The 24,528-nt window shown below is 60.7% G+C and carries 27 protein-coding genes; 19 read left to right on the top strand and 8 right to left on the bottom strand.

Annotated elements, in window-relative coordinates:
• Nucleotides 1-36 precede the first annotated feature (36 nt).
• The 3 genes from M3465_RS05300 (at nt 37) to flbT (ending at nt 2,146) form a co-directional block, all read left to right on the top strand.
• On the top strand, nt 37-1,308 hold the full coding sequence (locus tag M3465_RS05300) for a flagellin N-terminal helical domain-containing protein (protein ID WP_249500658.1): 1,272 nt from the start codon (nt 37-39) through the stop codon (nt 1,306-1,308).
• Nucleotides 1,309-1,370: 62 nt separating this feature from the next.
• Nucleotides 1,371-1,745 (top strand): flagellar biosynthesis regulator FlaF, encoded by a 375-nt coding sequence (gene flaF, locus M3465_RS05295; protein ID WP_249500657.1) that lies wholly within the window; start codon nt 1,371-1,373, stop codon nt 1,743-1,745.
• Complete coding sequence (gene flbT, locus M3465_RS05290) at nt 1,742-2,146, top strand: flagellar biosynthesis repressor FlbT (protein WP_249500656.1); 405 nt, start codon at nt 1,742-1,744, stop codon at nt 2,144-2,146. The genes flaF and flbT overlap by 4 nt, the downstream gene beginning before the upstream one ends.
• Nucleotides 2,147-2,174: 28 nt before the next feature.
• On the opposite strand, the gene M3465_RS05285 is transcribed toward flbT, so the two are convergent.
• On the bottom strand, nt 2,175-3,518 hold the full coding sequence (locus M3465_RS05285; RefSeq protein ID WP_349305023.1) for a FliI/YscN family ATPase: 1,344 nt from the start codon (nt 3,516-3,518) through the stop codon (nt 2,175-2,177).
• An 88-nt stretch (nt 3,519-3,606) separates the two neighbouring features.
• Between M3465_RS05285 and M3465_RS05280 the strand changes: the two genes are divergently transcribed.
• Genes M3465_RS05280 through M3465_RS05240 form a run of 9 tightly spaced genes read left to right on the top strand, consistent with a single transcriptional unit; the run spans nt 3,607 to nt 8,150 of the window.
• Nucleotides 3,607-3,990: a FlgB family protein gene (locus M3465_RS05280; protein ID WP_249500654.1), complete on the top strand. Its 384-nt coding sequence runs from the start codon at nt 3,607-3,609 to the stop codon at nt 3,988-3,990.
• 11 nt (nt 3,991-4,001) lie between these two features.
• Nucleotides 4,002-4,391 carry a flagellar basal body rod protein FlgC gene (gene flgC / locus M3465_RS05275; protein ID WP_249500653.1) on the top strand — a complete coding sequence of 130 codons (390 nt, stop codon included), beginning with the start codon at nt 4,002-4,004 and terminating at the stop codon, nt 4,389-4,391.
• Between the two features lie 23 nt (nt 4,392-4,414).
• On the top strand, nt 4,415-4,702 hold the full coding sequence (gene fliE, locus M3465_RS05270) for a flagellar hook-basal body complex protein FliE (protein WP_249500652.1): 288 nt from the start codon (nt 4,415-4,417) through the stop codon (nt 4,700-4,702).
• A 4-nt stretch (nt 4,703-4,706) separates the two neighbouring features.
• Entirely contained in the window at nt 4,707-4,976 is a 270-nt protein-coding gene (locus M3465_RS05265) for a flagellar biosynthetic protein FliQ (protein WP_249500651.1), read from the top strand.
• Nucleotide 4,977: 1 nt separating this feature from the next.
• Complete coding sequence (locus tag M3465_RS05260) at nt 4,978-5,691, top strand: flagellar hook-basal body complex protein (RefSeq protein WP_249500650.1); 714 nt, start codon at nt 4,978-4,980, stop codon at nt 5,689-5,691.
• 11 nt (nt 5,692-5,702) lie between these two features.
• On the top strand, nt 5,703-6,488 hold the full coding sequence (gene flgG, locus M3465_RS05255; RefSeq protein WP_249500649.1) for a flagellar basal-body rod protein FlgG: 786 nt from the start codon (nt 5,703-5,705) through the stop codon (nt 6,486-6,488).
• Nucleotides 6,488-6,907 (top strand): flagellar basal body P-ring formation chaperone FlgA, encoded by a 420-nt coding sequence (gene flgA, locus M3465_RS05250; RefSeq protein ID WP_249500648.1) that lies wholly within the window; start codon nt 6,488-6,490, stop codon nt 6,905-6,907. The genes flgG and flgA overlap by 1 nt, the downstream gene beginning before the upstream one ends.
• Nucleotide 6,908: 1 nt before the next feature.
• Nucleotides 6,909-7,640: a flagellar basal body L-ring protein FlgH gene (gene flgH, locus M3465_RS05245; RefSeq protein ID WP_249500647.1), complete on the top strand. Its 732-nt coding sequence runs from the start codon at nt 6,909-6,911 to the stop codon at nt 7,638-7,640.
• Nucleotides 7,641-7,658: 18 nt separating this feature from the next.
• The gene (locus M3465_RS05240; RefSeq protein WP_249500646.1) at nt 7,659-8,150 is read left to right on the top strand and encodes a flagellar basal body-associated FliL family protein; all 492 of its coding nucleotides are present in this window, start codon (nt 7,659-7,661) and stop codon (nt 8,148-8,150) included.
• On the opposite strand, the gene M3465_RS05235 is transcribed toward M3465_RS05240, so the two are convergent.
• From M3465_RS05235 to ubiE, 7 genes are read right to left on the bottom strand one after another with little or no spacing between them, the layout of a single operon-like run.
• A complete protein-coding gene (locus tag M3465_RS05235) occupies nt 8,147-8,569 on the bottom strand; it encodes a hypothetical protein (protein WP_249500645.1) in 423 nt (140 codons plus the stop codon). The two genes, M3465_RS05240 and M3465_RS05235, sit on opposite strands and share 4 nt — an antisense overlap.
• Complete coding sequence (locus M3465_RS05230) at nt 8,566-9,639, bottom strand: EscU/YscU/HrcU family type III secretion system export apparatus switch protein (RefSeq protein WP_249500644.1); 1,074 nt, start codon at nt 9,637-9,639, stop codon at nt 8,566-8,568. The genes M3465_RS05235 and M3465_RS05230 overlap by 4 nt, the downstream gene beginning before the upstream one ends.
• Nucleotides 9,636-10,403: a flagellar biosynthetic protein FliR gene (locus M3465_RS05225; protein ID WP_249500643.1), complete on the bottom strand. Its 768-nt coding sequence runs from the start codon at nt 10,401-10,403 to the stop codon at nt 9,636-9,638. The genes M3465_RS05230 and M3465_RS05225 overlap by 4 nt, the downstream gene beginning before the upstream one ends.
• Nucleotides 10,404-10,405: 2 nt before the next feature.
• The gene (gene flhA, locus M3465_RS05220) at nt 10,406-12,484 is read right to left on the bottom strand and encodes a flagellar biosynthesis protein FlhA (protein ID WP_249500642.1); all 2,079 of its coding nucleotides are present in this window, start codon (nt 12,482-12,484) and stop codon (nt 10,406-10,408) included.
• Nucleotides 12,484-13,179, bottom strand: coding sequence for a transglycosylase SLT domain-containing protein (locus tag M3465_RS05215; protein ID WP_249500641.1), 696 nt, complete (start codon nt 13,177-13,179; stop codon nt 12,484-12,486). The genes flhA and M3465_RS05215 overlap by 1 nt, the downstream gene beginning before the upstream one ends.
• 51 nt (nt 13,180-13,230) lie before the next feature.
• On the bottom strand, nt 13,231-14,763 hold the full coding sequence (gene ubiB, locus M3465_RS05210; protein ID WP_249500640.1) for a 2-polyprenylphenol 6-hydroxylase: 1,533 nt from the start codon (nt 14,761-14,763) through the stop codon (nt 13,231-13,233).
• Between the two features lies 1 nt (nt 14,764).
• Complete coding sequence (gene ubiE, locus M3465_RS05205) at nt 14,765-15,517, bottom strand: bifunctional demethylmenaquinone methyltransferase/2-methoxy-6-polyprenyl-1,4-benzoquinol methylase UbiE (protein WP_249500639.1); 753 nt, start codon at nt 15,515-15,517, stop codon at nt 14,765-14,767.
• A gap of 85 nt (nt 15,518-15,602) precedes the next feature.
• Between ubiE and mutM the strand changes: the two genes are divergently transcribed.
• The 7 genes from mutM to gyrB all read left to right on the top strand — a co-directional run bounded on the left by mutM (nt 15,603) and on the right by gyrB (nt 24,493).
• A complete protein-coding gene (gene mutM / locus M3465_RS05200) occupies nt 15,603-16,454 on the top strand; it encodes a bifunctional DNA-formamidopyrimidine glycosylase/DNA-(apurinic or apyrimidinic site) lyase (RefSeq protein WP_249500638.1) in 852 nt (283 codons plus the stop codon).
• 65 nt (nt 16,455-16,519) lie between these two features.
• A complete protein-coding gene (locus tag M3465_RS05195) occupies nt 16,520-17,296 on the top strand; it encodes an enoyl-CoA hydratase (protein ID WP_249500637.1) in 777 nt (258 codons plus the stop codon).
• Nucleotides 17,297-17,450: 154 nt separating this feature from the next.
• Entirely contained in the window at nt 17,451-17,714 is a 264-nt protein-coding gene (gene rpsT / locus M3465_RS05190; protein WP_249500636.1) for a 30S ribosomal protein S20, read from the top strand.
• A 479-nt stretch (nt 17,715-18,193) separates the two neighbouring features.
• A complete protein-coding gene (gene dnaA / locus M3465_RS05185; RefSeq protein WP_249500635.1) occupies nt 18,194-19,564 on the top strand; it encodes a chromosomal replication initiator protein DnaA in 1,371 nt (456 codons plus the stop codon).
• A gap of 150 nt (nt 19,565-19,714) precedes the next feature.
• Nucleotides 19,715-20,833: a DNA polymerase III subunit beta gene (dnaN, locus tag M3465_RS05180; protein ID WP_249500634.1), complete on the top strand. Its 1,119-nt coding sequence runs from the start codon at nt 19,715-19,717 to the stop codon at nt 20,831-20,833.
• Between the two features lie 24 nt (nt 20,834-20,857).
• Nucleotides 20,858-21,967, top strand: coding sequence for a DNA replication/repair protein RecF (recF, locus tag M3465_RS05175; protein WP_249500633.1), 1,110 nt, complete (start codon nt 20,858-20,860; stop codon nt 21,965-21,967).
• A 108-nt stretch (nt 21,968-22,075) separates the two neighbouring features.
• Nucleotides 22,076-24,493: a DNA topoisomerase (ATP-hydrolyzing) subunit B gene (gene gyrB, locus M3465_RS05170; RefSeq protein ID WP_249500632.1), complete on the top strand. Its 2,418-nt coding sequence runs from the start codon at nt 22,076-22,078 to the stop codon at nt 24,491-24,493.
• The last annotated feature ends 35 nt before the right edge of the window (nt 24,494-24,528 follow it).

The raw sequence follows: 24,528 nt of genomic DNA, 5'->3' as shown, positions 1-24,528 counted from the left end.
TTCAACAAGGTGCAAAGCACGTTTGAAAGGAACAATATGTCCAGTATTCTGACAAACAACGGAGCAATGGTTGCTCTTCAAACTCTCAAGTCGATCAATTCTCGCCTTTCCGATACGCAGAGCGAAATTTCGACCGGCAAAACGGTGGCGAGCGCCCGTGACAACGCGGCGGTTTGGTCCATCTCCAAGGTCATGGAATCGGATGTAAAGGGATTCCAGGGGATCTCCGACAGTCTGAACCTCGGCGAATCGACCGTTGCGGTGGCGCGCAACGGTGCCGAAACGGTGACCGATCTTCTTACGGAAATGAAGGGCAAGATCGTTGCCTCTCAGGAACAGAACGTCGATCGGGCGAAGATCCAGACCGACATCGTCGCGCTTCGCGATCAGATCAATGCGGTCGTCGGCGCGGCACAGTTCAACGGTCTGAACCTTCTATCGAACCGGTCTCAGGACGCCGGCTCCGGTACGGTCAATGTCCTTGCTTCGCTTGATCGCTCCGCGACGGGTGTTACGGCCAGCGATATCGCGGTCGCCAAGAAGGACTTGGGTACGGCCGCGAGTTCAGTCACGGGCGGCACGGTAGCGACTATCGATGGACCGGAAACCCTAGATGCAACGCAAGCAGAAACGCTTACGGTGAGCACGCCGACCGGTGCGGGACAGGTGTTTAGTCTTCAAATCTCGGCAACCGATGCCGACAACAGTACTTTTACAGCCGCAGACTACACCACAGGCGGGACAGCCGCTGATGCGCAAAAGATCATGTACATCGCACGAGACGGAGAGACCGCGGGGGACGTGGCCAAAGGTCTCGCCCAGGCGTTCGCAATTTATGCCGCTGACCAAGGGCTAGATACTGACGTTTTTAATGTAACGGCGACGGGCGATAACTTGAGCATCAGTTCATCGGTGACGGATGCTACAGATACCATCGATGCCCAAATCAACACGCTGACAGCGCCGACACAGGTGACGATCGGCGGCGGCTTGGAAAAGCTGAACGACATCGACGTCACGACGGATGCCGGCGCCGATGCCGCGCTCGTTTCGATCGAGTTCATGATCCAGAACTCGATCGATTCGGCGGCCTCGTTTGGCTCTGCGCAGGGGCGGATCGAGACTCAGGCAAGCTTCATCTCGAGCCTGACGGATTCGCTCAAGTCGGGAATCGGTACGCTGGTTGATGCCGATATGGAGGAAGCGTCCGCGCGGCTTCAGGCGCTTCAGGTTCAGCAGCAGTTGGGCGTTCAGGCGCTGTCGATCGCCAATCAGGCCCCGCAGTCGCTGCTTTCGCTCTTCCGCTAAACCCCGGGGCGGGCCGCTGAAGCGGCCCGCTTCCTTACAACCTCAAGCCTAGGACCACCGCTTTGAACGCACATGCATATGCCTACAGCTCGGAAACCCCGTCGAATTCGGTCAAATCGCCAGCGGAAACTGAGCGCGATATCATCCTTCGCGTCACTCGGGAGCTAAAGTTCGCCGCGGAAACACGCAACGAAGACTACCGAAAGTTCGTTGCCGCTATTCATGCAAACCGCCGCCTCTGGAGCATTTTGTCAGCCGACGTTGCATTGACATCGAATGCTTTGCCGGCCGATCTGAGGGCGAGGATCTTCTATCTCGGGGAGTTTGTTCAGGATCATTCACGCAAGGTGCTGAATGAGGGTCTGGAGGTCGATGCCCTGGTTGACATCAATCTTTCTGTTCTGCGCGGTCTGGCACCGGCCGGAGGCGACAAATGAGTGGACTGGTTCTGAAGCTGAGCCCCAAGGAACGCATTATGATCAATAGTGCGGTGATCGAAAACGGTGATCGGCGCAGCCGCTTCACGGTGCTGTCGCCGAAAGCGAACATCCTCAGGCTCAAGGATGCGATTCATCCAGAGGATGCGAACACGCCTGTTCGTCGCGCATGCTATCTGGCGCAGCTATTGCTGAGCGGTGATGTCGATGCCAGTTCGGTCACGACGCGCCTTCAAGGGCAGATCGGATCGCTGACAACAGTGTTTCAGGATGACAGAAGCGTTAGACTGCTCGATAGGGCCAGCGCCTTTTTGCGCGAACATAACGCCTACGGTTGCTTGAAATCCCTGCGGCAACTTCTGCCCTTGGAGGAAAGGTTGCTGTCGCTTTCGGGGAAATGACGCCATGCCGGGAAATTGGGTCACAGAGTCACGCTCGGCCGAGCCTTTGTGTGCCGCATCGGCGCAGACCGAGAGCGAGCCGCTCAAAGCTATCATTGGACGAGCCATTGGTTCTTCCGATCTTGAATTCCCGGAAGATCGGGTGGAATGCCACGGCTTGGTCGAGCGCTGTATCGGCACCTTCCGAATAGAGGCCGGCGCTTATCAGCGCTGAACTCTGCTGATAGCTCGACAGAAGAGAGCGCGCGCGACCGATAAGCTGGTTTTCGATATCCGACGCAGCGCCTGGGAGGGAACGGGATACCGAACCAAGAACGTCCACTGCGGGAAATATCCCTTGTTCTGCGATGGTTCTGTCGAGAATAACATGCCCGTCCAGAACACCGCGGAGCATATCGGCAACCGGCTCATTCATGTCCGACGCCGCCACAAGAACGCTGAAAATCGCGGTGATATCCCCCGCACCTTCCGGCCCCGGACCGGCCCGTTCCACAAACTTGGTTAGCTTTGCCGGCGTTGAGGGCGGGAACCCCCGAAGGCTTGGAAATTCACCGCCGGAAATGGCGACTTCACGCTGCGCCTCGGCAAACCGCGTAAGCGAATCGACGATAAGCAATACCTGCCTGCCGGTATCGCGGAAATGTTCCGCAATCCGCATCGCCGCGAGAGGACACCGCATACGCGCCGTGGCCGCCATATCGGCGCCCGCGGCCACGACGATGGTTCTTTGCATACCCTCGGGGCCCAGGACATGCCGCGTGAACTCGTTGATTTCCCGCCCTCGTTCACCCACGAGCGCAAGAACGACGACATCTGCCTCGATCACTTTGACGAAATCGGCCACGAGAGTGGACTTTCCGACACCGGACCCGGCAAAGATGCCAATCCTTTGACCGCGCACGATCGGGAGCATGGTGTTAAAAAGATCGAACCCGGTTTCCAGCCGTTTCCCGAGGGGCTTACGAACCATGGGTGGCGGGGGCTCGTTGTAGATATCGAGCAATTCGTCGCCTTGCGTCAAAGCCCGACCATCCAGCGAACGGCCATACGGATCGACCACCCGGCCGATCCAGTCGGAACAAGGCGCGATCCGGCTCGGCCCAAGGGAAACGACGCGATCGGACAGTGCCACCTGTTCGGGCGGGTCGTCGGGTAACATCGTGACGGTGCCTTCATCGATCCGCAGCACTTCGCCCGTCAGAAAGGACCCATCCGCGCGCTTCAGGCGCAAGCGATCCGCGAGTTTCACTTCGGTTTCAAGACCGGCGATCGTCAAAATGTGACCGTCAACGGCGACAACGCGGCCAATGGGCCGTGCAGGCGCGATACCGGCCAGTCTGGTTGTCAGCTGCGACAGGGCTGCATTTTGCATCGCGCGCTCCATTCTTCATTCTGCAAACCCTTTCTAAAGGAATCAGGGTTAAGCCTTCGTTGAGCCTAACGAGGGAGAAACCCTGAAAATGTTCCAGAACCTGGATATGTTCAAAACCGCGATGTCCATGGCGCGGCACGCGGGCCTGAAACAGGCCGTGACCGCGCAGAACATCGCGAATGCCGACACCCCGAAGTTTCGTGCCCGAGCCGTAGCCGACTTTTCGACACTGCTGCCAGAACGCGACAGCGCCTTCGCACTTCGCGCAACGCGAAGCGATCACCTGGCCGGATCGAAAGAAGTTTCCTCTGTGCCGACCCGCACGCGGGCTGGCGCGGAGCCCAACGGAAACGGTGTGATCCTCGAGAACGAAATTCTCAACTCCGTCGATGCCAAGCGACAACATGACCGGGCGCTTGCCGTCTATCGCGCCTCCCTGGGGATGCTGCGCAGCGCGTTGAGCAAGCAATAGGAGCCAGATAAATGTCAGCCTTTTCAGACGCCTTGGGCGTTTCGGCCAGCGGTCTCAAGGCGCAATCGCACCGCCTTATGATCGTTGCCGAGAATGTCGCGAACACCGATACACCGGGTTATCGCCGCAAACTTGTGTCTTTTGACGCGGAAGCCGGGTTCGACAGAATTGCCAAGGTCGCGGTTGGCAAGCTCAACCTCGACAAGCGAGAAGGCGAAAAAATCTACGACCCGGGCCATCCGTTGGCCGATGCAACCGGCCACTACATCGGATCGAACGTCGATCTGGTAACGGAGATCGCAGACGCCCGCGAGGCCCAGCGCAGCTACGAGGCCAATCTCAAGATGTTCGATCAAGCCCGGCAAATGTCTTCGGGATTGATGGACCTCCTTCGCAAGTAACCTTTTCGGAACGGAGACAGGACATGGATGTCAAATCGCTTTTCGCATCACAGCAATACGCCGCGCTGAAGCCGGCGACCAAACCCGACCCGCGCGATGCCATCGCACAGAGTTTTGCCAAGATCACGGAAGATTTCGCCGAAACGCTCAAGTCGACCGAATCGACCGCGATGGGCTCTATGTACGGTGACGCCGATCCTCATGCGCTCGTGGAGGCGCTGTCACAATCGCAGCTTGCGGTCGAGACCGCGGTGACGGTTCGCAATCGTGTGGTGGAGGCATATCAGGAAATCCTGCGGATGCCGGTCTGACCCGATGCTGAGCGATGGCTACATCTTCGATGTCCTGCGCGAAGGGTTGCGGATTGCCGTCATGATCTCGGCGCCGGTGCTTCTCGTCGCGCTTTTGACGGGTGTAGCGATCGGCCTGTTTCAGGCGCTGACCTCGATCCAGGAAATGACGCTAACCTTCGTTCCCAAGCTCATCGCCATGCTTGGCGTGTTCTGGATGTCCATGAGCTTCATGACACGCAGTCTGACGGATTTCTTTCACACCGTCATCATCCCATCCATAGCCGGAGGTTGACATGGAAAACGCAGGATACGTTACACTGACCCGCCAATCGGGGTTGATGCGCGAAATGGAAACGATCGCGCATAATATCGCGAATGCGGCGACAACTGGATATCGCCAGCAAGGCATCGTCTTTTCCGAGTACATCCAGGCCGTCAATGACGGCGACAGCTTGTCCATGGCCGCCGCGCGCATCAAGACAACGTCCAACGCGCAAGGCATTTTGACACAAACGGGAAACACGCTCGATCTCGCCATCGAAGGCAGCGGCTATTTCCAGCTCGACACCCCCGATGGCCCGCGGCTCACCCGCTCGGGTGCGTTCAACGTGGATGCGGCTGGCGATATCGTGAGCGCCGATGGCCACCGCCTGCTCGATGGCGGCGGGGCCCCGATCAATCTTCCGCAGGGCGGTAGCGATGTGAAGATCGCCTCCGACGGCACGATCAGCCTTGGAGACAGGCTTTTGGGGCAAGTCGGCATCGTAGAAGTAGAGCCCGGTGCCGCGCTGGAGCGCGAGTCGGGTGTGCTCTTCAAGACCGAGGCGGAGCTGACACCTGCGGAGGACGGCAAGCTGCTTCAGGGCCATCTTGAAGGCTCGAACGTTGATGCGATCTCGCAACTTGCCCGCATGATCGAAGTGCAGCGTGCCTACGAGCTTGGCCAGAAGCTTATCGAGATGGACGACGAGCGGGCAAAAACCGCCATGCAAACATTGATCAAGTAAAGGAGACCGATATGCGCGCTCTCAAGATCGCAGCGACCGGAATGACCGCCCAGCAGATGCGGGTGGAGATCATTTCCAACAATCTCTCTAACATGAACACCACAGGTTATAATGCCCGGCGGGCGGAGTTTTCCGATCTGCATTACCAACAGGTCGCACGCGCCGGCACCGTCAACGCATCCGACGGGACTGTGTTGCCCACGGGAGTGCAGGTCGGGCTCGGGGTCAGGCCGGCGGCGGTTTCGGTGCACCTTGCCCAAGGCTCGCTTAGTCAGACCAATTCCGATCTCGATTTGGCGATCGACGGCAACGGCTTTCTTGAGGTGACCTTGCCTTCCGGCCAAACAGCCTACACGCGAGACGGATCGCTCAAACGCGATGCAGAAGGCCGGATCGTCACATCCGAAGGGTTCCCGGTCGCGCCGGAGATCGTTGTCCCGGAAGACGCACGCAGCATTTCGATCAACCCCGAAGGGGAGGTCTATGCCTATTTCGCCGATGAACCGGAGCCGCAGGCACTGGGGCAACTGAACCTTGCAGGGTTCGCCAACGCGAAAGGGCTCGAAGCGCTGGGCGGAAATCTCTTCGCCGAGACAGAAGCCTCCGGCGGTCCGCTTGTCGCTACGCCTGGGGAGGATGGGCTCGGCACGTTGCGTCAGGGCTATCTTGAGGACAGTTCAGTCGATCCGGTGCGGGAATTGACCGAACTCATCGAAGCTCAGCGCGGATACGAGCTGAACGCCAAGGTCATTTCCGCCGTCGATCAGATGCTCGGCGCAACCACGCAGGTGCGGTGATGCGCGCTGTTGGTTTCATTGTAAGCGCGATACTGGCCTCAGCCGCTCAGGCGGACTCCGTCGTCGCTGTCAAAACCATTCGCCCGAAGGAGGTCATCGCCGGCGACAGCGTGCAGCTTCAGGATGCCGAAGTGCCGGGCGCCGTCACATCGCTGGACGATGCGATCGGTTTCGAAGTGAAACGCGCCGTCTATGCCGGCCGCGCCGTAATGGCCGCCAATCTCATCCAAGCCGCGGTGGTCGAACGCAATCAGGTCGTCCCGGCAAGTTTCACCCTGAACGGTCTGACCATCGACACCGAAGCGCGCGCGCTCGAACGCGGTTCGGCGGGCGATATCATTCGCGCAATGAACCTGTCATCACGCATGACCATCCAGGCCGAAGTGCAGCAGGATGGCTGGCTCAAGGTGCTCCCCTGACATGAAAATTACGTTTCTTCTGACGCTCGCCGCCGCGACGACGCTACTCAATTGCAGCCGTATTGATCATATCGGCAAACCGCCGGATCTGACGCCGCAGGACAAAAGCGTTGAACGACAAGCGATGATCTATTCCGGCTTGCCGGTCACGACGCCGGATACCGCACAATACCGACGCGCCTCGCTCTGGAGCGGAGATCAGAGCTCGCTTTTCGGCGACCGGCGCGCCTATACGACCGGAGATATCCTGACCGTCATCATTGAAATAAACGACAAGGCCGAGATCTCGAACACCACCTCGCGCGGCAGGTCCGGGTCCGAAGCGCTCGGCGTTGCTCAGTTGTTCGGCCTGCCACAGCGCAAGAACAAAGACCTGCCCGAGGGGGCCGGTCTTGATACCGCGGTCGATCTCGAATCCTCCAGCCAAAGCAAGGGCAACGGGTCTGTTCGGCGCAACGAAAAGCTGACGCTGCGCATCGCTGCCACGGTAACGGGCGTTCTGCCAAACGGCGTCTTGCGCATCGAGGGAACGCAGGAAGTGCGCGTGAATTTCGAACTCCGCGAACTTCTCGTTTCGGGTTTTGTGCGCCGAGCGGATATCACCCGGCAGAACGAGATCACCTATGACAAGATCGCGTCAGCGCGGATCTCTTATGGCGGCCGAGGTCAGATAAGCGATGTGCAACAACCACGGTACGGGCAGCAAATGCTCGACGCCGTGCTGCCGTTCTAGCCCGAATTCGGAGGTCGCATGATCAAAAAACTTTTCCCGCTCGTTTCTCTTCTCCTTGGACTGGCTGCCGGGGGCGGCGCAGCGATCTTCCTTGCCCCTCCGCCGGAAGCGCCGGCCGCTGACCCGGACGCGGCGGCGGCAAAGCTGGAACCGGCGCCTGCAACGGAGGCGGAGTCGGCGAAAGACACCGAAATCGTCAAATTGCCAAATCAGTTCGTCGTTCCGGTGATCCTGAACAACCGCGTCCGCGCAATGGTGATCCTGTCGATCGCATTGGAGGTCGAAACCGGGCTGGCCGATCAGGTGCGCAGACTGGAGCCGAAACTGCGCGACGAATTCATCGAAGAGCTTTTCGGCCTGGCGGCGCTTGGCGGGTTCAAGGACGAACTGATTTCGCGCAAGACTCTCGAATTGGTGAAAGACGCGCTTTCGCATCGTGCAAAAGCTGTTCTAGGCGGTAAACCCGCGACCATCCTCGTCACCGACATGGCGCGGCAGGATCTCAGCTAGCGTCGCTTTTTCATTTCAAACAAGGTCTGCAGGCGCTGCGCTTCGGTTTCGAAAACCGGCGCCTCGGCATCCAGTTGCTCGATCATGAGCGAAACGCCGAGCTGCTTGCGCATGACCCCTTTCAGCGCCGCCTGAACGGCTTCTCCCTGCTGCGCCGCCCTGTTCATTCCCGGTTTCAATGAACGAAGATCGCGCGACAGCTTTTGCAACCGCAGCTCCCGAAACCGAAACATGGCCGGATCCCGCACCGCGTCTTCGTGTAGCGTGTCATGAAGCGCGCGCGCCTGTTCCGTCATCTCGCGTTCTCGTTCGTGCAATGCGCGGCTCATCCGGCGCTGCTCCGCCCGTAGCGCAAACAGCTTATCGGCTTGCGCCTGCAAAACCTCCTGAGCTTTCGTCAAACCGGCGGTTTTTTTCATTTCCTCATCCCATTCTGGATACGCCGTGCATAAGCGATGGCGGCGGCGACCGCCTTGTAGTGGTCCTGCTCGATCGTCATGCCGATTTTCACGTTGGCATAGATCTCTCGCGCGGTTGGCGGATCGCGATAAAGTGGGACGCCCGATTGCATGGCGATCTCACGGATCTTGCGCGCGGTCTCATCCGTTCCCCGAGCGACGCATTTCGGAACCGTTCCCGGCGCCCCCGACCATTGCAAGGCCACGGCGAAATGGGTCGGATTGGTGATCACCACGGTCGCCTTGGGCACATCGACAAGCATCCGGTTGGTCGCGATCTCTTCTGCTCGGGCGCGCCGCTGCTGCCTGACATTCTCGTCGCCCTCCTCATTCTTGTGCTCGTCCTTCAACTCCTTGTGCGACATCCGGTTCTTTTTGGCATGCTCCTTGGCCTGCCAGAACAGATCGATCACGGCAAAGGCGCAATAGGCGGCAAACGCGCACCAGAGCCAGCGAACGGCCATGTCGAACACATTGGCCAGGGCGGCATGCGCCCCGCGCAGGATCGCGCTTTCGAACAGACGATAACTGTCGCGCGCGAACACCGTCATGATCCCCGCGAAAACAAGGAACTTGATGAAATTCTTGAGAAACTCGAAAAGCCCGGACGGACCGTATTTCTTCTTCGCATTGGCCAGCGGCGAGATGCGGTTCAGCTTCGGCTTCAGCTTGTCGGCCGTGAAGATCACCTGCCGCGCGGCAATCAACCCGGTCAGGATCACCGAGAACGGAACAAGAAAGAGCACGATCACCATCGGCAGGATCCATCCGGCGACAGCCGCGGAAAGCCTTGGCGCGTCTTGACCTGCCGGATCCTGTATCGCCCGGCGAAGGAAAGCGGCGATGTCGCCGACGATATCCGTCATCACGCCGCCAAACAGAACATGAACCGCCAGGATGAACAGCACCAGACCGCCCAGATTGACGGCATCTTGCGATCTTACGATCTCCCCTTTCTTTCGCGCCTCTTCCAGCTTGCGCCGGGAGGCTTCATAGGGTTTGTCGCCTTGGTCTTCGCTCTCCCCGCTCATTCCGCACCCTCAAACGCCATCATGAGGATGGTCCGCGCCTTTTCCTGCCAGACCGTCAGCAAAAGCTCCCCGTGCGCGAGCAGGAAATAGATCGAAAAAAGCGCGACGAAGGGTATGCCGATGAAGGACACCATGAATTGCGGCATCGCCTTGTTCACGAAACCGATGAACAGATAATAGACAAAGAAGAGCCCGATGAACCCGGAGCCGAGCAGCACCGCGTTTCGAAAGAGGAAATCAAGGAGCGCCGTCGTCGTTTTGGCGAAATGAGACACCAGGTCCGACCAACTCGGCAGTTCAGCATAGTAGCTTGCGACAAACGCATAAATGATCTGATCACCCAGCGAAGTCGTGAAAATCAGCGCAAGCCCGGTGACCGTCAGGATGTGACTGATCACCGGCATCGGTTCGGTCGCCGTTCCCAGCATCTGCGCCAGCGATATCGTCTGACTGATAACCGTTCCCGTCATTTCCAGCAGGAAGACGATCCCGCGTGCGCATAGCCCGAGGAACAGGCCAAAACCTGTCTCGCGAAGCAGGAAGAGCGCCATTTCGCGGCCATCCGGGGGCCGTTCGGGCAGATAGGGCTCAACCACCGGCGCGATGGCAAGCGACAGAAAGAACGCGATCGGGAGCCGCACGCGCACCGACACCGATTTTTCCCCGTATCCCGGCGCCATGGAAAGTGCGGCGGCAATGCGGATAAAGACTGCCGCGACGAGCCAGATTTGACCGGCGATTTCGTTGAAGACCCCGCCCATCATCGTCAGGCCGCGATCGTTCCGACAAGCGCCGGTTTTGCGTCCGGGCCGATTTCCTCGAACGCCATGACGGGATTCGCGATGCCCTTGGCCGACAGCAGGCTTCGCAGGAAGCGCCTTCTGCGTCCTTGCGTGATCAGGGCGGGAAACACACCTTTCTGTCCGGCCTTTGCCATCTCCTCGGCGATGCTCTTGGCGAGTTTCTCGAAATCCTTGGGCGGCAGCGCGACATCGGGTGCGCCGCGATCTCCCGAAACTTCGCATTCCTCGAACCGCTTTTCCCAATCGGACGCGAGCTGAACGAGCGGTATCGTGCCGTCATCCCGCCGCATCGAGGCGACAAGCTGAAACCCGAGCCTTTGACGAACGTGTTCACACAGCGCTTCCGCACTGTGCCCCTGCCCCCGCGTTTCCGACAACGCTTCGAGGATCAGCTGGAAATTGCGGATCGAAACCTGTTCGTCCAGCAAGAGCTTGAGAACCTGTAACAACGTGTCGAGCGGCACCTTGTCCGGCACGAGTTGATCGATCAGAGCGCGGTTCGCCTCGGCCCTTGCGGGGTTGGACAGCGCGCGCAACTCATCGAGAAGCCGCTGCAGGGATTTCATCGTCAACAAGCGGCCCAGGTTGCGCTTGATGACCTCAAGCAAATGGGTCGCCAGCACCTCGCTGGGGGAAACGACGGTCAATCCATTCATCTGCGCATCCTCCCGCTCGGATATCTGGATCCAGCGGGCCGGCGCGCCATAGACCGGCTCTTCGACGTCGGTTCCCTTGGGCAGGGTCAGGGTTCCCTCGGGAATCAGCGCGAGCATCATATCGGGGTGGAGGACACCGCGTGCCGTCTCGACCCCATGGATACGGATGACATAAGTTCCATCCGGCAAGGTCGGCTCGTCGGTCAGGCGGACTTCGGGCATGATCGTTCCGAAACTTCGGGCGATATGCATCCGCATGTTGGTAATGCGCGAATCCAGCCCGCTCGCAGGATCGAGGACCATATCCACAAGATCGGGCGCAAATTCCAGGTGAAGATCATCAAGATCGAGCGAATCGCCGATCGGGCGATCCTTCTTCGCAGGTGCCGGTTCATCTGCCTGGTCCGTGTCGGGTAGCATCGCCTTGCGGCTGACCCAGAACGCAAGTGCACCAAGGATTGCGCCGCCTAGAAGGAAAGGAACAAAGGGCAGACCGGGCACCAATGCGAACACCACCATCAGAACTGCGACAGTGGCGAGCGCGGCCGGATGCTTGCCCAATTGTGACGTGATGGCGAGATCGGTCGCTCCGGTGGCGCCGCCACGGGCGAGCAGAAGCGCCGCGGCGATGGAAATGATCACGGCGGGAATCTGCGTGACCAACCCGTCACCGACGGTGAGGATCGCATAGGTTTCGAACGCCGCGCCGATGGGCATGCCATGCACCACCGCGCCCATGATCAACCCCACCACCAGGTTGAGCAGCGTGATCAAAAGCCCGGCAACGGCATCACCCTTGACGAATTTCGATGCGCCATCGAGAGAACCGAAGAACGTGGTTTCCTGAAGCTCTGTCTCGCGACGCGCGCGCGCATCGGCATGGGTGATCGCGCCCGCAGCCATATCGCTGTCAATGGCGAGCTGCTTGCCCGGCATCCCGTCAAGCGCGAAGCGCGCACCGACCTCGGCCATGCGGGCCGCGCCCTTGGTGATGACCATGAAATTGACGATCAGCAGAACGCCGAACACCACGAGCCCGAGAAACACGCTGCCGCCCATGACGAAATCGGCAAAACCCTGAATCACGTTGCCCGCGGCATCGGTTCCGGTATGCCCCTGCCCGATGATCAGCTTGGTCGAGCTGATATTGAGCGACAGGCGCAGCATCAGCGATGCCAGCAGTATCGTCGGAAAGGCCGAGAAATCGAGCGGTCGCTCCACGAAAAGCGTGACCGTGAAGATCAGGATCGCAAGGGCGAAGGATGCCGCCAGCCCGACATCCAGAACGAAGGCCGGGACCGGCAGGATCATCATCACGATCACCGCCATGAGCGCTACAGCCAGCGCCACGGTCGGGTTGGCGAAGAGGGTTCTGACGACGTCCATCAATTCGCCCTGCCGAAATCGATGAAGGGTGCCGCCCCCGACGCTTCCGCCACGAAAAGCGATCCCGGCGGCGCGCTTCCCCCCGAGGCGAACATGCGCACCTTGGACTTGCGCGGCATCGGATCAGCCGGGGGCCGAGCCAGCTTCGCCACTCGTTCGCGGTAATCGCCGAACTTCGCCTTGTAGCGGTCGGCATAGAGCGGCGTTCTGCTGTGATAGGCCCCGGCCGCATCCGTCCAGTTGCCGAACTCCGTGTGCAGATCCTTGAGAAACTGTGCCGCATAGGCTGCGTTCAGATCGGGATCGAACATCTCGTCGAGGCTGCGAAACGCCTCCGAATGCCAACGGTAATTGATCTGGAAACAGCCGATATCGATATTCGTGACGCCGCGTTTCACTTTGGAAAAAACATAGGAACGCGCCTCATCCTCCGTCTTGAACCAGCTTCCGTCACCGGCGTGATTCACCGCCCAGGGCCACGGGCTGGCATCCTTGCCGCGCCCCGTTTCCAGTCGTGTAATTGTCAGCATCACCTCCGCCGGAACGCCCGCGGCCTCCGCCGCGCGATAGGCGGCTGCATCGCAGATATTCGCCAGCGTATCGGACGCGCATGACATCCAGACTATCGCGGCGATGCCTGCAACTGCTGCCTTGATCCGTGCCGTCACGATCACCCTCGCGTTCTGCGGTTTCACGGAACACTAGGTGCAGGGACGTTACGAATTCGTTACGCCAAGCAGCAATTTTCAGAGAAAAGCGCCAAGAATGAGCGACAGCGCGACGCCGCCGGCCGCACCGACAGACAGCCAAGTCGCCGCGAGCCGCGTTTTGTTCACCCTGGGCGCCGGTCGGTCCTGTGCCTGGGCGATCAGAACCTGCTCCATGAGCTTGGGCAAACGCGGGCCAAAGCGCGCCAGAACCACCGCCGTCTTGCCCAGATCGCGGGCAAAGGCGCGCGGCCCGATGCTCGTCTTGATATACTCCTCGACAATCGGGCGCGCGACGTTCCATATGTTCATTCTGGGATTGAGCGAGCGGGCCACGCCTTCGACGACGACCATCGTGCGTTGAAGCAGGATCAACTCAGTCCGGGTCTGCATTCCGAAGCGCTCCGTCACCTCGAACAGGTAGTTGAGCAGCCGTCCCATCGAGATCCGCGTCGCATCCATGCCGAAGATCGGCTCTCCGACGGCGCGCAGGGCGCGCGCGAATTCATCGACATCGCGGTCGGCGGGCACATATCCGGCCTCGAAATGCACTTCGGCCACGCGCTTGTAATCGCGGCGAATGAAACCGTAGAGGATTTCGGCATAGACGCGGCGGGTGTATTCGTCGATCTGGCCCATGATCCCGAAATCGAGCGCGATGATATCGCCATTCGCGGCGACCTTGAGGTTGCCCTGGTGCATGTCCGCATGAAAAAACCCGTCGCGCAGCGCGTGTTGCAGAAAGAGCTGCAGCACCCGCTCGCTCAGCGCAACGCGGTCGTGACCTGCGGCATCGAGCGCCGCGTTGTCGCCCAGCGGCACGCCGGAGGCCCATTCCATTGTCATCACCCGGCGGCTGGATTTCTCCCAGTCGATGGCGGGAACCTGGAACCCCGGATCATGCGCCGTGTTGGCCGCGAATTCCGAAGCGGAGGCCGATTCGAGCCGCAGATCGAGCTCGCCCATCACGACGCCTTCGAAGTGCGCGATCACTTCCTTCGGCCGAAGCCTGCGGGAGGACGGGGACAGCACCTCGACCATGCCGGCGGCAAAGTAGAACGCATCGATATCCTTGCGGAAATCCCGTTCGATATGGGGACGCAGCACCTTGACGGCCACGGTCTCGCCCGATTGCGCGGTCTGTGCCTTGTGCACCTGCGCGATAGACGCCGCCGCAACGGGTTCGCTGAAGGCGGAAAACAGTGTTTCCACAGGCACGCCAAGCTCGGTCTCGATCGTCGCCTTGGCTTCCTCAATGGAAAACGGCGGCAGCTTGTCCTGTAGCACGCGCATCTGCGTGGCCAGTTTCTCGCCCACCACATCAGGGCGCGTGCTGAGCACCTGGCCGAACTTGATATAGGCCGGGCCGAGCGCCGTCAGCGCGCGGGGCACCGGCGGCATGGACGGATCGCCCGAATAGCCGAGCCATTTGAACGGCCAACCCAGCAGCCGCGCCGCGACACGCAGCGTTTTGGGCGCCTCGAACGCATCGAGCACATCGCCCATCGCACCCGTTCGCTCCAGCGTCGCGCCGGTTCGGATCAGTCGAAGAAGGTTGTGCGGCCCCCGCATCTCAGATCTTCCAGCCGGAATGAAGACAGGCAATTCCCATGCTCAGGTTGCGATACCTGGCGTTCTCGAAACCGGCAGCGCGCACCATGCCGAGAAACGTGTCCTGATCGGGGAACTTGCGGATCGATTCGACCAGATACTGATAGCTGTCGCGATCCCCTGCGATGGCCTGCCCCATCCGCGGGATGATGTTGAACGAATAGAGGTCATAGACCTTCTGCATCATGTCGTTCGGGATCTGGCTGAACTCCAGCACCATCAGTCGCCCACCGGGCCGCAGCACACGGAACGCCTCGTTCAGCGCTTCCTGCGGGCGGGTGACGTTCCTGATGCCGAAAGAGATCGTGTAGACGTCGAACGTATTGTCGGCGAAGGGCAAGTTCATTGCATCCCCCACTACCCAATCGAGACTGTCGCTCATTGCGTTCGCTTCAGCGCGCTTGCGCCCTTCGATCAGCATGGATTCGGTCAGATCGAGAACCGTCGCATGTCCGCGTCCGGCGCGCTTGAGGAACCGAAACGAGATATCCCCCGTCCCGCCGGCCACGTCGAGCAGACGCTGCCCGGCGCGCGGCGCCAGCCAATCCATCATCGCATCCTTCCAGAGGCGGTGGATGCCAAGGGACATCGCATCGTTCATCACGTCGTATTTGGACGCGACCGAACGGAACACGCCCTGCACGCGCCCGGCCTTTTCGCCTTCCGGCACGTCTTGAAAGCCGAAATGTGTGGTCGAATGGGTTTCGTCTGCCATAAACCTTGTCGCCTTGCCTGCCAGCCCTTCTTATAGAGCGCCGGCACGGCGTTACAATGCGGCGACAGGAGTTGAGACAGGCCAAATGCCCGAATTGCCAGAGGTTGAGACGGTTCGACGCGGGCTCGTGTCCGCAATGGAAAGCGCGACCATCGTGCGGGCAGAGGTGAACCGCCCCGATCTGCGCTGGCCGTTTCCCGAGAACATGGCTGACCGGCTGACCGGCCAGAAGGTGCTGCAACTGCGCCGCAGGTCGAAATACATCCTCGCCGATCTGGGCAGCGGAGAAACCGCGCTGATCCATCTTGGAATGTCGGGCCGAATGCTGGTTTCCGGTGATCCGCTAGGCCGTTTCGTCCATGCACATCCCGCTCCGCAGAAGCACGATCATGTCGTGCTGCATATGGACAATGGCGCCCGCGTGACCTTCAACGACCCGCGGCGGTTCGGCGCGATGGATCTGTTCCCCACCGAGAGCGGCGAGGCGCATCGCCTGCTCGCCGCCCTAGGCCCCGAACCCTTCGGCAACCGGTTCGACGATGCCTATCTCGTCTCGCGACTGTCGGAACGAAAGACGCCGATGAAAGCCGCGCTTCTGGATCAGAAGACCGTGGCAGGCCTTGGAAATATCTATGTCTGCGAGGCGCTGTTCCGCGCGGGCATCCATCCGGCCCGGCAGGCCCGGCGTTTGTCGCGCAAACGGCTGGCGAGCCTCGTTCCGATCATCCGCGAGGTTCTGCAGGACGCGATCGATGCCGGCGGATCATCGCTGCGCGATTTCCGGCAGGCCGATGGCGAGCTCGGTTATTTCCAGCACAGTTTCGATGTCTATGGCCGCGAGGGCGCGCCCTGCCGCACCCCCGGCTGCACCGCGACCATCCGCCGAATCGTGCAATCGGGCCGGTCGACCTTCTATTGTCCGGCCTGCCAAAGATAGCTTGAACGGCACCGCCCGGATGCGTAAGGCTTCGCGCTACAGATCACCGAACGGAGCGCATGTTCATGGCTTATGAGACGATCATCGTCGAAATCGAAGATCACGTCGCCACCATAAAACTGAACCGGCCCGATGCGCTCAACGCGCTGAACAGCCAGCTTCTCAAGGAACTTGCCACCGCACTTCGCGATGCGGACAAGAACGAAAAGGTGCGCTGCATCATTCTGACCGGCTCGGCCAAGGCGTTCGCAGCGGGCGCGGATATCAAGGAGATGTCGGAAAAGACCTTTGTCGAGATGTTCCTCAGCGATTACTTCGGCAACGAATCCATGCAGCTGACACGGACCCGCAAGCCGGTGATCGCCGCAGTTGCGGGTTACGCGCTCGGCGGCGGCTGCGAGCTTGCGATGATGTGCGATTTCATCATCGCCGCGGACAGCGCCAAGTTCGGCCAGCCGGAGATCAATCTCGGAGTTGTCGCGGGCCTTGGCGGAACGCAGCGTTTGACCCGTTTCGTCGGCAAATCGAAATCCATGGACATGCACCTGACGGGCCGCTTCATGGATGCCGAGGAAGCCGAGCGTGCCGGTCTTGTAAGCCGCGTGGTTCCGGCGAAATCGCTCATGGAAGAGGCCCGCTCTGCCGCCGAAAAAATCGCCGAGAAATCTCTGCTCGCCAGTTTCGCCGTCAAGGAGGCGGTGAACCGCGCCTATGAGACGACGCTGGCCGAGGGTCTTTTGTCCGAACGAAGGCTCTTTCATTCGCTCTTCGCATCCGAAGACCAAAAAGAAGGCATGGAAGCCTTCCAGGAAAAGCGCACCGCGCAGTTCCGCGACAGATAGGCGCGAAATAGGGCTTTCCTTGACCGGCAACCGGGGCTATACGCCCCGGCATATGCGTGTGATGCCCGCTCAGGCAAGATTCGATCCGGTTATCGTTCCCGGGCGTGCAGTCATTATGCAACCCGATTGAAACAGACGAACCAGGATAGAACACATGGCCAATACGCCCCAGGCAAAAAAGCGTGCGAAGCAGAACGAAAAGCGCTTCGCCGTCAACAAGGCGCGCCGCTCGCGCATCCGCACCTATCTGCGCAAGGTCGAGGAAGCGATCGCATCCGGCGACAAGGAAGCAGCGACCGCTGCCCTGCGCGCCGCACAGCCCGAACTCATGCGCGGCGTGACCAAGGGCGTTTTCCACAAGAACACCGCAGCGCGCAAGATGTCGCGCCTGTCCTCTCGCGTCAAAGCGCTGGGCTGAAGATCACGGCGCCGGGAATCGCCGGCTGCGCCGAACATATCTACAAATCAAGATGCCGCTCCTTCGGGGGCGGCATTTTTTTGCCGGCTTGCGCGGGTTTGCACCGGTTTGGGATTCTTTTTCGGCAAGCCGCGAGTCAATACCGAAGATGAGTTGAAGCAATCGGATCCGCGCGGGTAATGTCTGTCTTGCGAGTCACATCGTACTTGGGGGGACAGGTTCTGCTGGACCGTAATCGTTAACTCGACTGCCGGGAAAACGGTCCGCGTATAAGATCGACAGTATGTCGGCGACCTTGTCCATTTTGACATTGGGCTGCAACGCGCACGTTTTGCGGGGCGCGACCCTGTTCTGTTGCGCCGCTCAACGCCTGTTGGGTGCCGATCCCCCTTGTTCGATGTGCCGCAAGAGGCAGGGGTGCCTCTTTGTTGGATGGGGAACGGCGCAGGTAAAATGGCGCGCTTTGTGGGACATGGGACATGACGCAAGAACAGTGGGGCACAATCCGGGATGAGCTTAGCAAGACATTGGGGGCAAACAGTTTTCAAAGCTGGATCGAGCCGCTGACATTCATCGAAACCTCCGAGGGGATCGCCCGCTTCGGAGTTCCGACCAACTTTCTGGGCAATTACGTCTCGCAGAACTACGGCGACGTTCTTCTGTCGAAGATCACCCAGACGAACCCATCCGTGCGGCGAATCGAGTTCGAGGTCGTCACCGCCGAGAGGCCGAAAAACCCGGGCGTCCAGCACGATGCACCCGTGCCGGTGGCTCCTGCTGTTGCCGCGCAACCGCCGGTCAACGATGTGCTGGCCGGCTCTCCGCTCGACAAGCGCTTCACCTTCGACAGTTTCGTCGTCGGCAAGCCGAACGAGCTTGCCCATGCCGCAGCCAAGCGCGTGGCCGAAGGCGGGCCCGTCACGTTCAATCCGCTGTTTCTCTATGGCGGCGTTGGGCTCGGCAAGACGCACCTGATGCATGCCATCGCGTGGGAATTGCGCACGAGGCAGCCGCATCTGAACGTGCTCAACCTCTCTGCGGAACAGTTCATGTATCGCTTCGTTCAGGCGCTGCGCGACCGCAAGATGATGGATTTCAAGCAACTCTTCCGGTCCGTCGATGTCCTGATGGTCGATGATGTGCAATTCATCGCCGGCAAGGACAACACGCAAGACGAGTTTTTCCACACCTTCAACGCGCTCGTGGATCAGCAAAAGCAGATCATCATTTCTGCCGACCGTGCGCCGGACGAGATCAAGGCGCTGGAAAACCGCATCCGCTCGCGCCTGCAAAGCGGTCTCGTCGTCGATCTGCATCCGACCGATTACGAATTGCGCCTCGGGATCCTGCAATCGAAGGCCGAAACCTATAGCCAGATGTATCCCGGCCTCGAACTTTGCCCCGGCATCCTCGAATTCCTCGCCGCGCGGATCGTCAGCAATGTGCGCGTTCTCGAAGGCGCGCTGACCCGGCTGTTCGCCTTTGCCTCGCTGGTCGGCAAGCCGATCAACATGGATCTGACGCAAGAATGTTTGACCGATATCCTGCGCGAGTCCGAACGCAAGGTCTCCATCGAGGAGATCCAGCGCAAGGTGGCCGATCATTATCTCATCCGCCATTCCGATCTTGTCGGACCCAAGCGGATTCGCACGTTCGCACGCCCGCGCCAGGTCGCCATGTATCTGTGCAAGCAACTGACCACGCGTTCCCTGCCGGAGATCGGCCGTCATTTCGGCGGGCGCGATCACACCACCGTCATGCACGGCGTCCGCCGGATCGAGGAATTGCGTAAGCAGGATGCGCAGATCGACGAGGATGTAGAACTTTTGCGCCGGTCACTCGAGGCATAGGACCGGCAAATCCGCATCATTGCGCAAGTTACTGCACGGCCCGCTCTTGACCCTGCAATCAATCCTGCCAAAAAATCGCGCGACGATTGGGGATGGTTTACGCCCCGAAAGAGGAATACTGTCGGCCTCCGGCCGAACGGAGGATACGGCATGAAATTCAGCATGGAACGCGGCACCCTGCTCAAGGCGGTTTCGCAGGCGCAATCCGTCGTGGAGCGGCGCAACACCATTCCGATCCTCGCCAACGTCCTCATCGAAGCCGAGGGCGACACCGTGCAATTCCGCGCCACGGATCTCGACATCGAGGTCGTGGACCGCGCCACCGCGCAGGTCGAGCGGGCCGGGGCGACCACAGTGTCCGCCGTAACGCTGCACGAAATCGTGCGAAAACTGCCCGATGGCGCACTGGTCTCGGTCTCCGAAGACAGCGCATCCGGGCGATTGACGGTCGAAGCCGGGCGCTCCAACTTCTCTTTGGCGACGTTGCCGAAAGAGGATTTCCCGGTGATGGCGTCCTCCGAATACAGCGCCAATTTCTCTGCCCCCGCGCCGGTTCTGCGCAAGCTATTCGATAAGTCGAAATTCGCCATCTCGACCGAGGAAACGCGCTATTACCTAAACGGCGTCTACATGCATATCGCCGACGGCGAAGACGGCCGCGCACTGCGCTGCGTCGCGACCGATGGCCACCGGCTCGCCCGGATCGACGCGCCCCTGCCAAGCGGGGCCGAGGATATGCCCGGCGTGATCGTCCCGCGCAAGACCGTGGGCGAGCTGCGCAAGCTGCTCGACGATGACGACATGGAAATCGCCGTATCCGTTTCGGAAACCAAGGTGCGCTTTGCCACGCCGAGCATCACCCTCACCTCCAAGGTGATCGACGGCACTTTCCCCGACTACACGCGCGTCATCCCGCAAGGCAACACGCGCCGACTCGAAGTCGATGCGGCCGAGTTCGCCAAGGCGGTGGACCGCGTTGCGACCGTGTCCTCCGAACGCTCGCGCGCTGTGAAGATGGCGCTTGACGAGGATCGCCTGATCCTCTCGGTCAACGCCCCCGATAGCGGCGCCGCCGAAGAGGAATTGGCTGTCGCCTACGGCGATGATCGGCTGGAGATCGGGTTCAACGCGAAATACCTTCTCGAAATCGCCAGCCAGGTCGACCGGGAGAATGCCGTCTTCATGTTCAATTCCGCGGGCGATCCAACGCTGATGCGCGAAGGCAACGACACCAGCGCCGTCTATGTTGTGATGCCGATGCGCGTCTAAGCGCATTTCGGCAAGGCCACCGTTTTGCCACTTCATATCAGCCGCCTCACGCTGTCGCATTTCCGGTCCCACCTGCGCAGCGCGCTCGACCTCGATGCGCGGCCCGTGGTGCTTTACGGCCCGAATGGCGCCGGCAAGACCAACTTGATCGAGGCGGTCTCGCTCTTCTCCCCAGGTCGCGGCATGCGGCGCGCATCCGCGCAGGACATGACCCGGAGGCCCGAAGCCCTGGGCTGGAAAATCACCGGCCTCGTCGAAACGCCCGAAGGGCTTCAGGACATCGCCTCTCATTCCGAAGACGGCACGCCGCGTCAGGTCAGGATCAATGACAAGCCCGCGCCGCAAACGCGTCTGGGCGAACTGGTGCGGATGCTATGGCTTTTGCCCTCGATGGACCGGCTCTGGATCGAAGGCGCGGACGGGCGGCGGCGCTTTCTCGACCGCATGACGCTCAGCTTCTTTCCCGGTCACGGTGAAGCGTCGCTGACTTACGAAAAGGCGATGCGGCAGCGCAACCGCCTGCTCAAGGATCAGGTGCGCGACCCGATGTGGTATCGCGCGCTGGAATCGCAGATGGCGGATGCGGGCGCGGAAATCCATTCGAACCGCCAACGAGCGCTTGCCCGCATCGCCGAGGCACAGCAGCAGGCCAGCACCCAGTTCCCCGCCGCCCAGCTAGATCTGATCCAGACCGAAGGCGAGATGCCGCGCAGCGCCGATGATCTGCGCAGCGCGCTCCAGGAAAGCCGCTTTCGCGATCTTGCCGCGGGGCGCACCCTTGTCGGCCCTCACCGCGCCGACCTCTACGGGGTGTTCGCCGCCAAGGGCGTGCCTGCCGCCGACAGCTCCACCGGGGAGCAGAAGGCGCTGCTCATCTCGCTGGTGCTCTCCAACGCCCGCGCCCTTGTCGAGGATTTCGGCGCGCCGCCTATCGTGCTCTTGGACGAGGTCGCCGCCCATCTCGACGCCGCCCGCCGCGCCGCGCTTTACGACGAGATTTGCGCCCTCGGTGCGCAGGCCTGGATGACAGGCACCGGCGATGAGCTTTTCGCCGAACTGGGCACGCGCGCGCAATATTTCGAAGTCACTGACGACGGCGCCGGCTCGACCGTCACGGCAATTCGAGCGCCGTGACTGCACCCTGCGTCCGGCCCCCGGCCCGCCCCCTAAATCTTGTGCCGATCGCGTGACAACCCCTTGGCTTTCGCGTATAAAACCGCGAGCAAAGCAAAGGCGACATTCATGGCTGAACCCGCACAGATCCCGGAAGAATACGGCGCTGATTCCATCAAGGTTCTCAAGGGCCTGGAAGCAGTGCGCAAGCGTCCGGGCATGTATATCGGCGATACCGATGACGGCTCGGGCCTGCATCACATGGTCTATGAGGTCGTCGATAACGGCATCGACGAGGCGCTGGCCGGTCATGCCGATTTCGTGCGCGTCAAGATCCACGCCGATAACAGCGTTTCGGTGCGCGATAACGGGCGCGGCATCCCCGTCGATATCCACGAGGAAGAAGGCGTTTCCGCCGCCGAGGTCATCATGACCCAGCTTCACGCGGGCGGCAAATTCGACCAGAACTCCTACAAGGTGTCAGGCGGCCTGCACGGGGTCGGCGTGTCCGTCGTGAACGCCCTGTCCGACTGGCTCGAACTGCGCGTCTGGCGCAAGGGCAAGGAACATATCGCGCGTTTCGAACGCGGCGAGACGGTCAAGCATCTTGAAGTCGTGGGCGACGCGAATGGCGAAAAGGGCACCGAGGTGCGCTTTCTCGCTTCGACCGATACGTTCTCGAACCTCGATTACGATTTCCACACGCTGGAAAAGCGCTTGCGCGAACTCGCCTTCCTGAACTCCGGCGTGCGCATCATCCTTGAAGATGAACGCCCGGCGGAGCCGCTCCATTCCGAGCTTTTCTACGAAGGCGGTGTGCGCGAATTCGTCAAATATCTCGACCGTTCCAAATCATCGGTCATGCCGGAGCCGATCTTCATGGTCGGGGAGCGGGACGGCATCGGCGTCGAAGTGGCGATGTGGTGGAACGACACCTATCACGAAACCGTTCTGCCTTTCACCAACAACATTCCGCAGCGCGATGGCGGCACGCATATGGCCGGCTTCCGCGCCGCGCTGACCCGCACGATCAACAATTACGCGCAATCCAGCGGCATCGCCAAGAAAGAGAAAGTCAGCTTCACCGGCGACGATGCGCGCGAAGGGCTGACATGCGTTCTGTCGGTCAAGGTGCCCGATCCGAAATTCTCCAGCCAGACGAAAGACAAGCTCGTTTCCTCCGAAGTGCGCCCCGCCGTGGAAAGCCTCGTGAACGAGAAACTTTCCGAATGGTTCGAGGAGAACCCGAACGAGGCGAAGATCATCGTCGGCAAGATTATCGAAGCCGCCCTCGCCCGCGAAGCGGCCCGCAAGGCGCGCGAACTCACCCGCCGCAAGACCGCGATGGACGTCAATTTCCTCGCTGGCAAGCTCAAGGATTGTTCCGAAAAGGACCCGGCCCAGACCGAGCTTTTCCTTGTCGAGGGCGACAGCGCCGGCGGCTCTGCCCAGACGGGCCGCGACCGGCGCACGCAGGCGATCCTGCCGCTCAAGGGCAAGATCCTGAACGTCGAACGCGCGCGGTTCGATCGGATGCTTGGGAGCCAGGAGATCGGCAATCTCGTCATGGCGCTCGGCACCGGGATCGGGCGGGATGAATTCAACATCGACAAGCTGCGCTACCACAAGATCGTCATCATGACCGATGCCGATGTCGACGGCGCACATATCCGCACGCTGCTGCTGACCTTCTTCTATCGCCAGATGCCCGAACTGATCGAAGGCGGCTATCTCTATATCGCGCAGCCGCCGCTCTACAAAGTGATGCGCGGCAAGTCCGAGGTCTACCTCAAGGACGAGGCCGCGATGGAGGATTACCTCATCCAGCAGGGGACCGATGGCGCCCAACTTGTGCAAGGCAATGGCGAGACGATCACCGGGCAGGACCTTGTCCGCGTTGTCGAAGAAGCGCGGCAACTCAAGCGCGTCCTCGATGCCTTCCCGACGCATTATCCGCGCCACATCCTCGAACAGGCCGCCATTGCCGGCGCGTTCGTGCCCGGCGCGGTGGATCGCGATTTGCAGGGCGTGGCTGATATCGTCGCCCAGCGGCTCGACCTGATCGCGCTGGAATACGAACGCGGTTGGCAGGGGCGCATCACCCAGGATCGCGGCATTCGGCTCGCCCGGATTCTGCGCGGCGTCGAGGAAGTGCGCACCCTTGACGGTCCGATGCTCCGCTCCGGCGAGGCGCGCAAGACCGGCAGCTTCACCGAGAGCCTGCAGGCGGTCTACGACCAACCGGCAACGCTCGTGCGCAAGGATCGCCGGCAAACGATCCACGGCCCGCTCGATCTGCTCAAGGCAATCCTCGAAGAGGGCGAGAAAGGTCTGACGCTTCAGCGTTACAAGGGGCTGGGTGAGATGAACCCCGACCAGCTCTGGGAAACCACGCTGGATCCTGATGCCCGCACGTTGCTTCAGGTGAAAGTTGACGACATGACCGAGGCAGACGATCTGTTCACCAAGCTGATGGGCGATGTCGTCGAACCACGCCGCGAGTTCATCCAGCAGAACGCCCTCAGCGTCGAAAACCTGGATTTCTGATCCCCTCGGGGGCACGCAGCATGTGCCCTCACCCA

The sequence above is a fragment of the Marivita sp. GX14005 genome (assembly GCF_023370775.1).
In the GTDB taxonomy this organism is placed as follows: Bacteria; Pseudomonadota; Alphaproteobacteria; order Rhodobacterales; family Rhodobacteraceae; genus Marivita.
The sequence above is the reverse complement of the archived record's forward strand: the minus strand, read 5'-3'. Positions and strand labels throughout refer to the sequence as shown.

Bases quoted from the DNA above. Each gene is read 5' to 3' on its own strand.
- M3465_RS05300 (WP_249500658.1), top strand. From the start codon at position 37: ATGTCCAGTATTCTGACAAACAACGGAGCAATGGTTGCTCTTCAAACT.
- flbT (WP_249500656.1), top strand. From the start codon at position 1,742: ATGAGTGGACTGGTTCTGAAGCTGAGCCCCAAGGAACGCATTATGATC.
- M3465_RS05285 (WP_349305023.1), bottom strand. From the start codon at position 3,518: ATGCAAAATGCAGCCCTGTCGCAGCTGACAACCAGACTGGCCGGTATC.
- M3465_RS05280 (WP_249500654.1), top strand. From the start codon at position 3,607: ATGTTCCAGAACCTGGATATGTTCAAAACCGCGATGTCCATGGCGCGG.
- flgC (WP_249500653.1), top strand. From the start codon at position 4,002: ATGTCAGCCTTTTCAGACGCCTTGGGCGTTTCGGCCAGCGGTCTCAAG.
- fliE (WP_249500652.1), top strand. From the start codon at position 4,415: ATGGATGTCAAATCGCTTTTCGCATCACAGCAATACGCCGCGCTGAAG.
- M3465_RS05265 (WP_249500651.1), top strand. From the start codon at position 4,707: ATGCTGAGCGATGGCTACATCTTCGATGTCCTGCGCGAAGGGTTGCGG.
- M3465_RS05260 (WP_249500650.1), top strand. From the start codon at position 4,978: ATGGAAAACGCAGGATACGTTACACTGACCCGCCAATCGGGGTTGATG.
- flgG (WP_249500649.1), top strand. From the start codon at position 5,703: ATGCGCGCTCTCAAGATCGCAGCGACCGGAATGACCGCCCAGCAGATG.
- flgA (WP_249500648.1), top strand. From the start codon at position 6,488: ATGCGCGCTGTTGGTTTCATTGTAAGCGCGATACTGGCCTCAGCCGCT.
- flgH (WP_249500647.1), top strand. From the start codon at position 6,909: ATGAAAATTACGTTTCTTCTGACGCTCGCCGCCGCGACGACGCTACTC.
- M3465_RS05240 (WP_249500646.1), top strand. From the start codon at position 7,659: ATGATCAAAAAACTTTTCCCGCTCGTTTCTCTTCTCCTTGGACTGGCT.
- M3465_RS05235 (WP_249500645.1), bottom strand. From the start codon at position 8,569: ATGAAAAAAACCGCCGGTTTGACGAAAGCTCAGGAGGTTTTGCAGGCG.
- M3465_RS05230 (WP_249500644.1), bottom strand. From the start codon at position 9,639: ATGAGCGGGGAGAGCGAAGACCAAGGCGACAAACCCTATGAAGCCTCC.
- M3465_RS05225 (WP_249500643.1), bottom strand. From the start codon at position 10,403: ATGATGGGCGGGGTCTTCAACGAAATCGCCGGTCAAATCTGGCTCGTC.
- flhA (WP_249500642.1), bottom strand. From the start codon at position 12,484: ATGGACGTCGTCAGAACCCTCTTCGCCAACCCGACCGTGGCGCTGGCT.
- ubiB (WP_249500640.1), bottom strand. From the start codon at position 14,763: ATGCGGGGGCCGCACAACCTTCTTCGACTGATCCGAACCGGCGCGACG.
- ubiE (WP_249500639.1), bottom strand. From the start codon at position 15,517: ATGGCAGACGAAACCCATTCGACCACACATTTCGGCTTTCAAGACGTG.
- mutM (WP_249500638.1), top strand. From the start codon at position 15,603: ATGCCCGAATTGCCAGAGGTTGAGACGGTTCGACGCGGGCTCGTGTCC.
- M3465_RS05195 (WP_249500637.1), top strand. From the start codon at position 16,520: ATGGCTTATGAGACGATCATCGTCGAAATCGAAGATCACGTCGCCACC.
- rpsT (WP_249500636.1), top strand. From the start codon at position 17,451: ATGGCCAATACGCCCCAGGCAAAAAAGCGTGCGAAGCAGAACGAAAAG.
- dnaA (WP_249500635.1), top strand. From the start codon at position 18,194: ATGACGCAAGAACAGTGGGGCACAATCCGGGATGAGCTTAGCAAGACA.
- dnaN (WP_249500634.1), top strand. From the start codon at position 19,715: ATGAAATTCAGCATGGAACGCGGCACCCTGCTCAAGGCGGTTTCGCAG.
- gyrB (WP_249500632.1), top strand. From the start codon at position 22,076: ATGGCTGAACCCGCACAGATCCCGGAAGAATACGGCGCTGATTCCATC.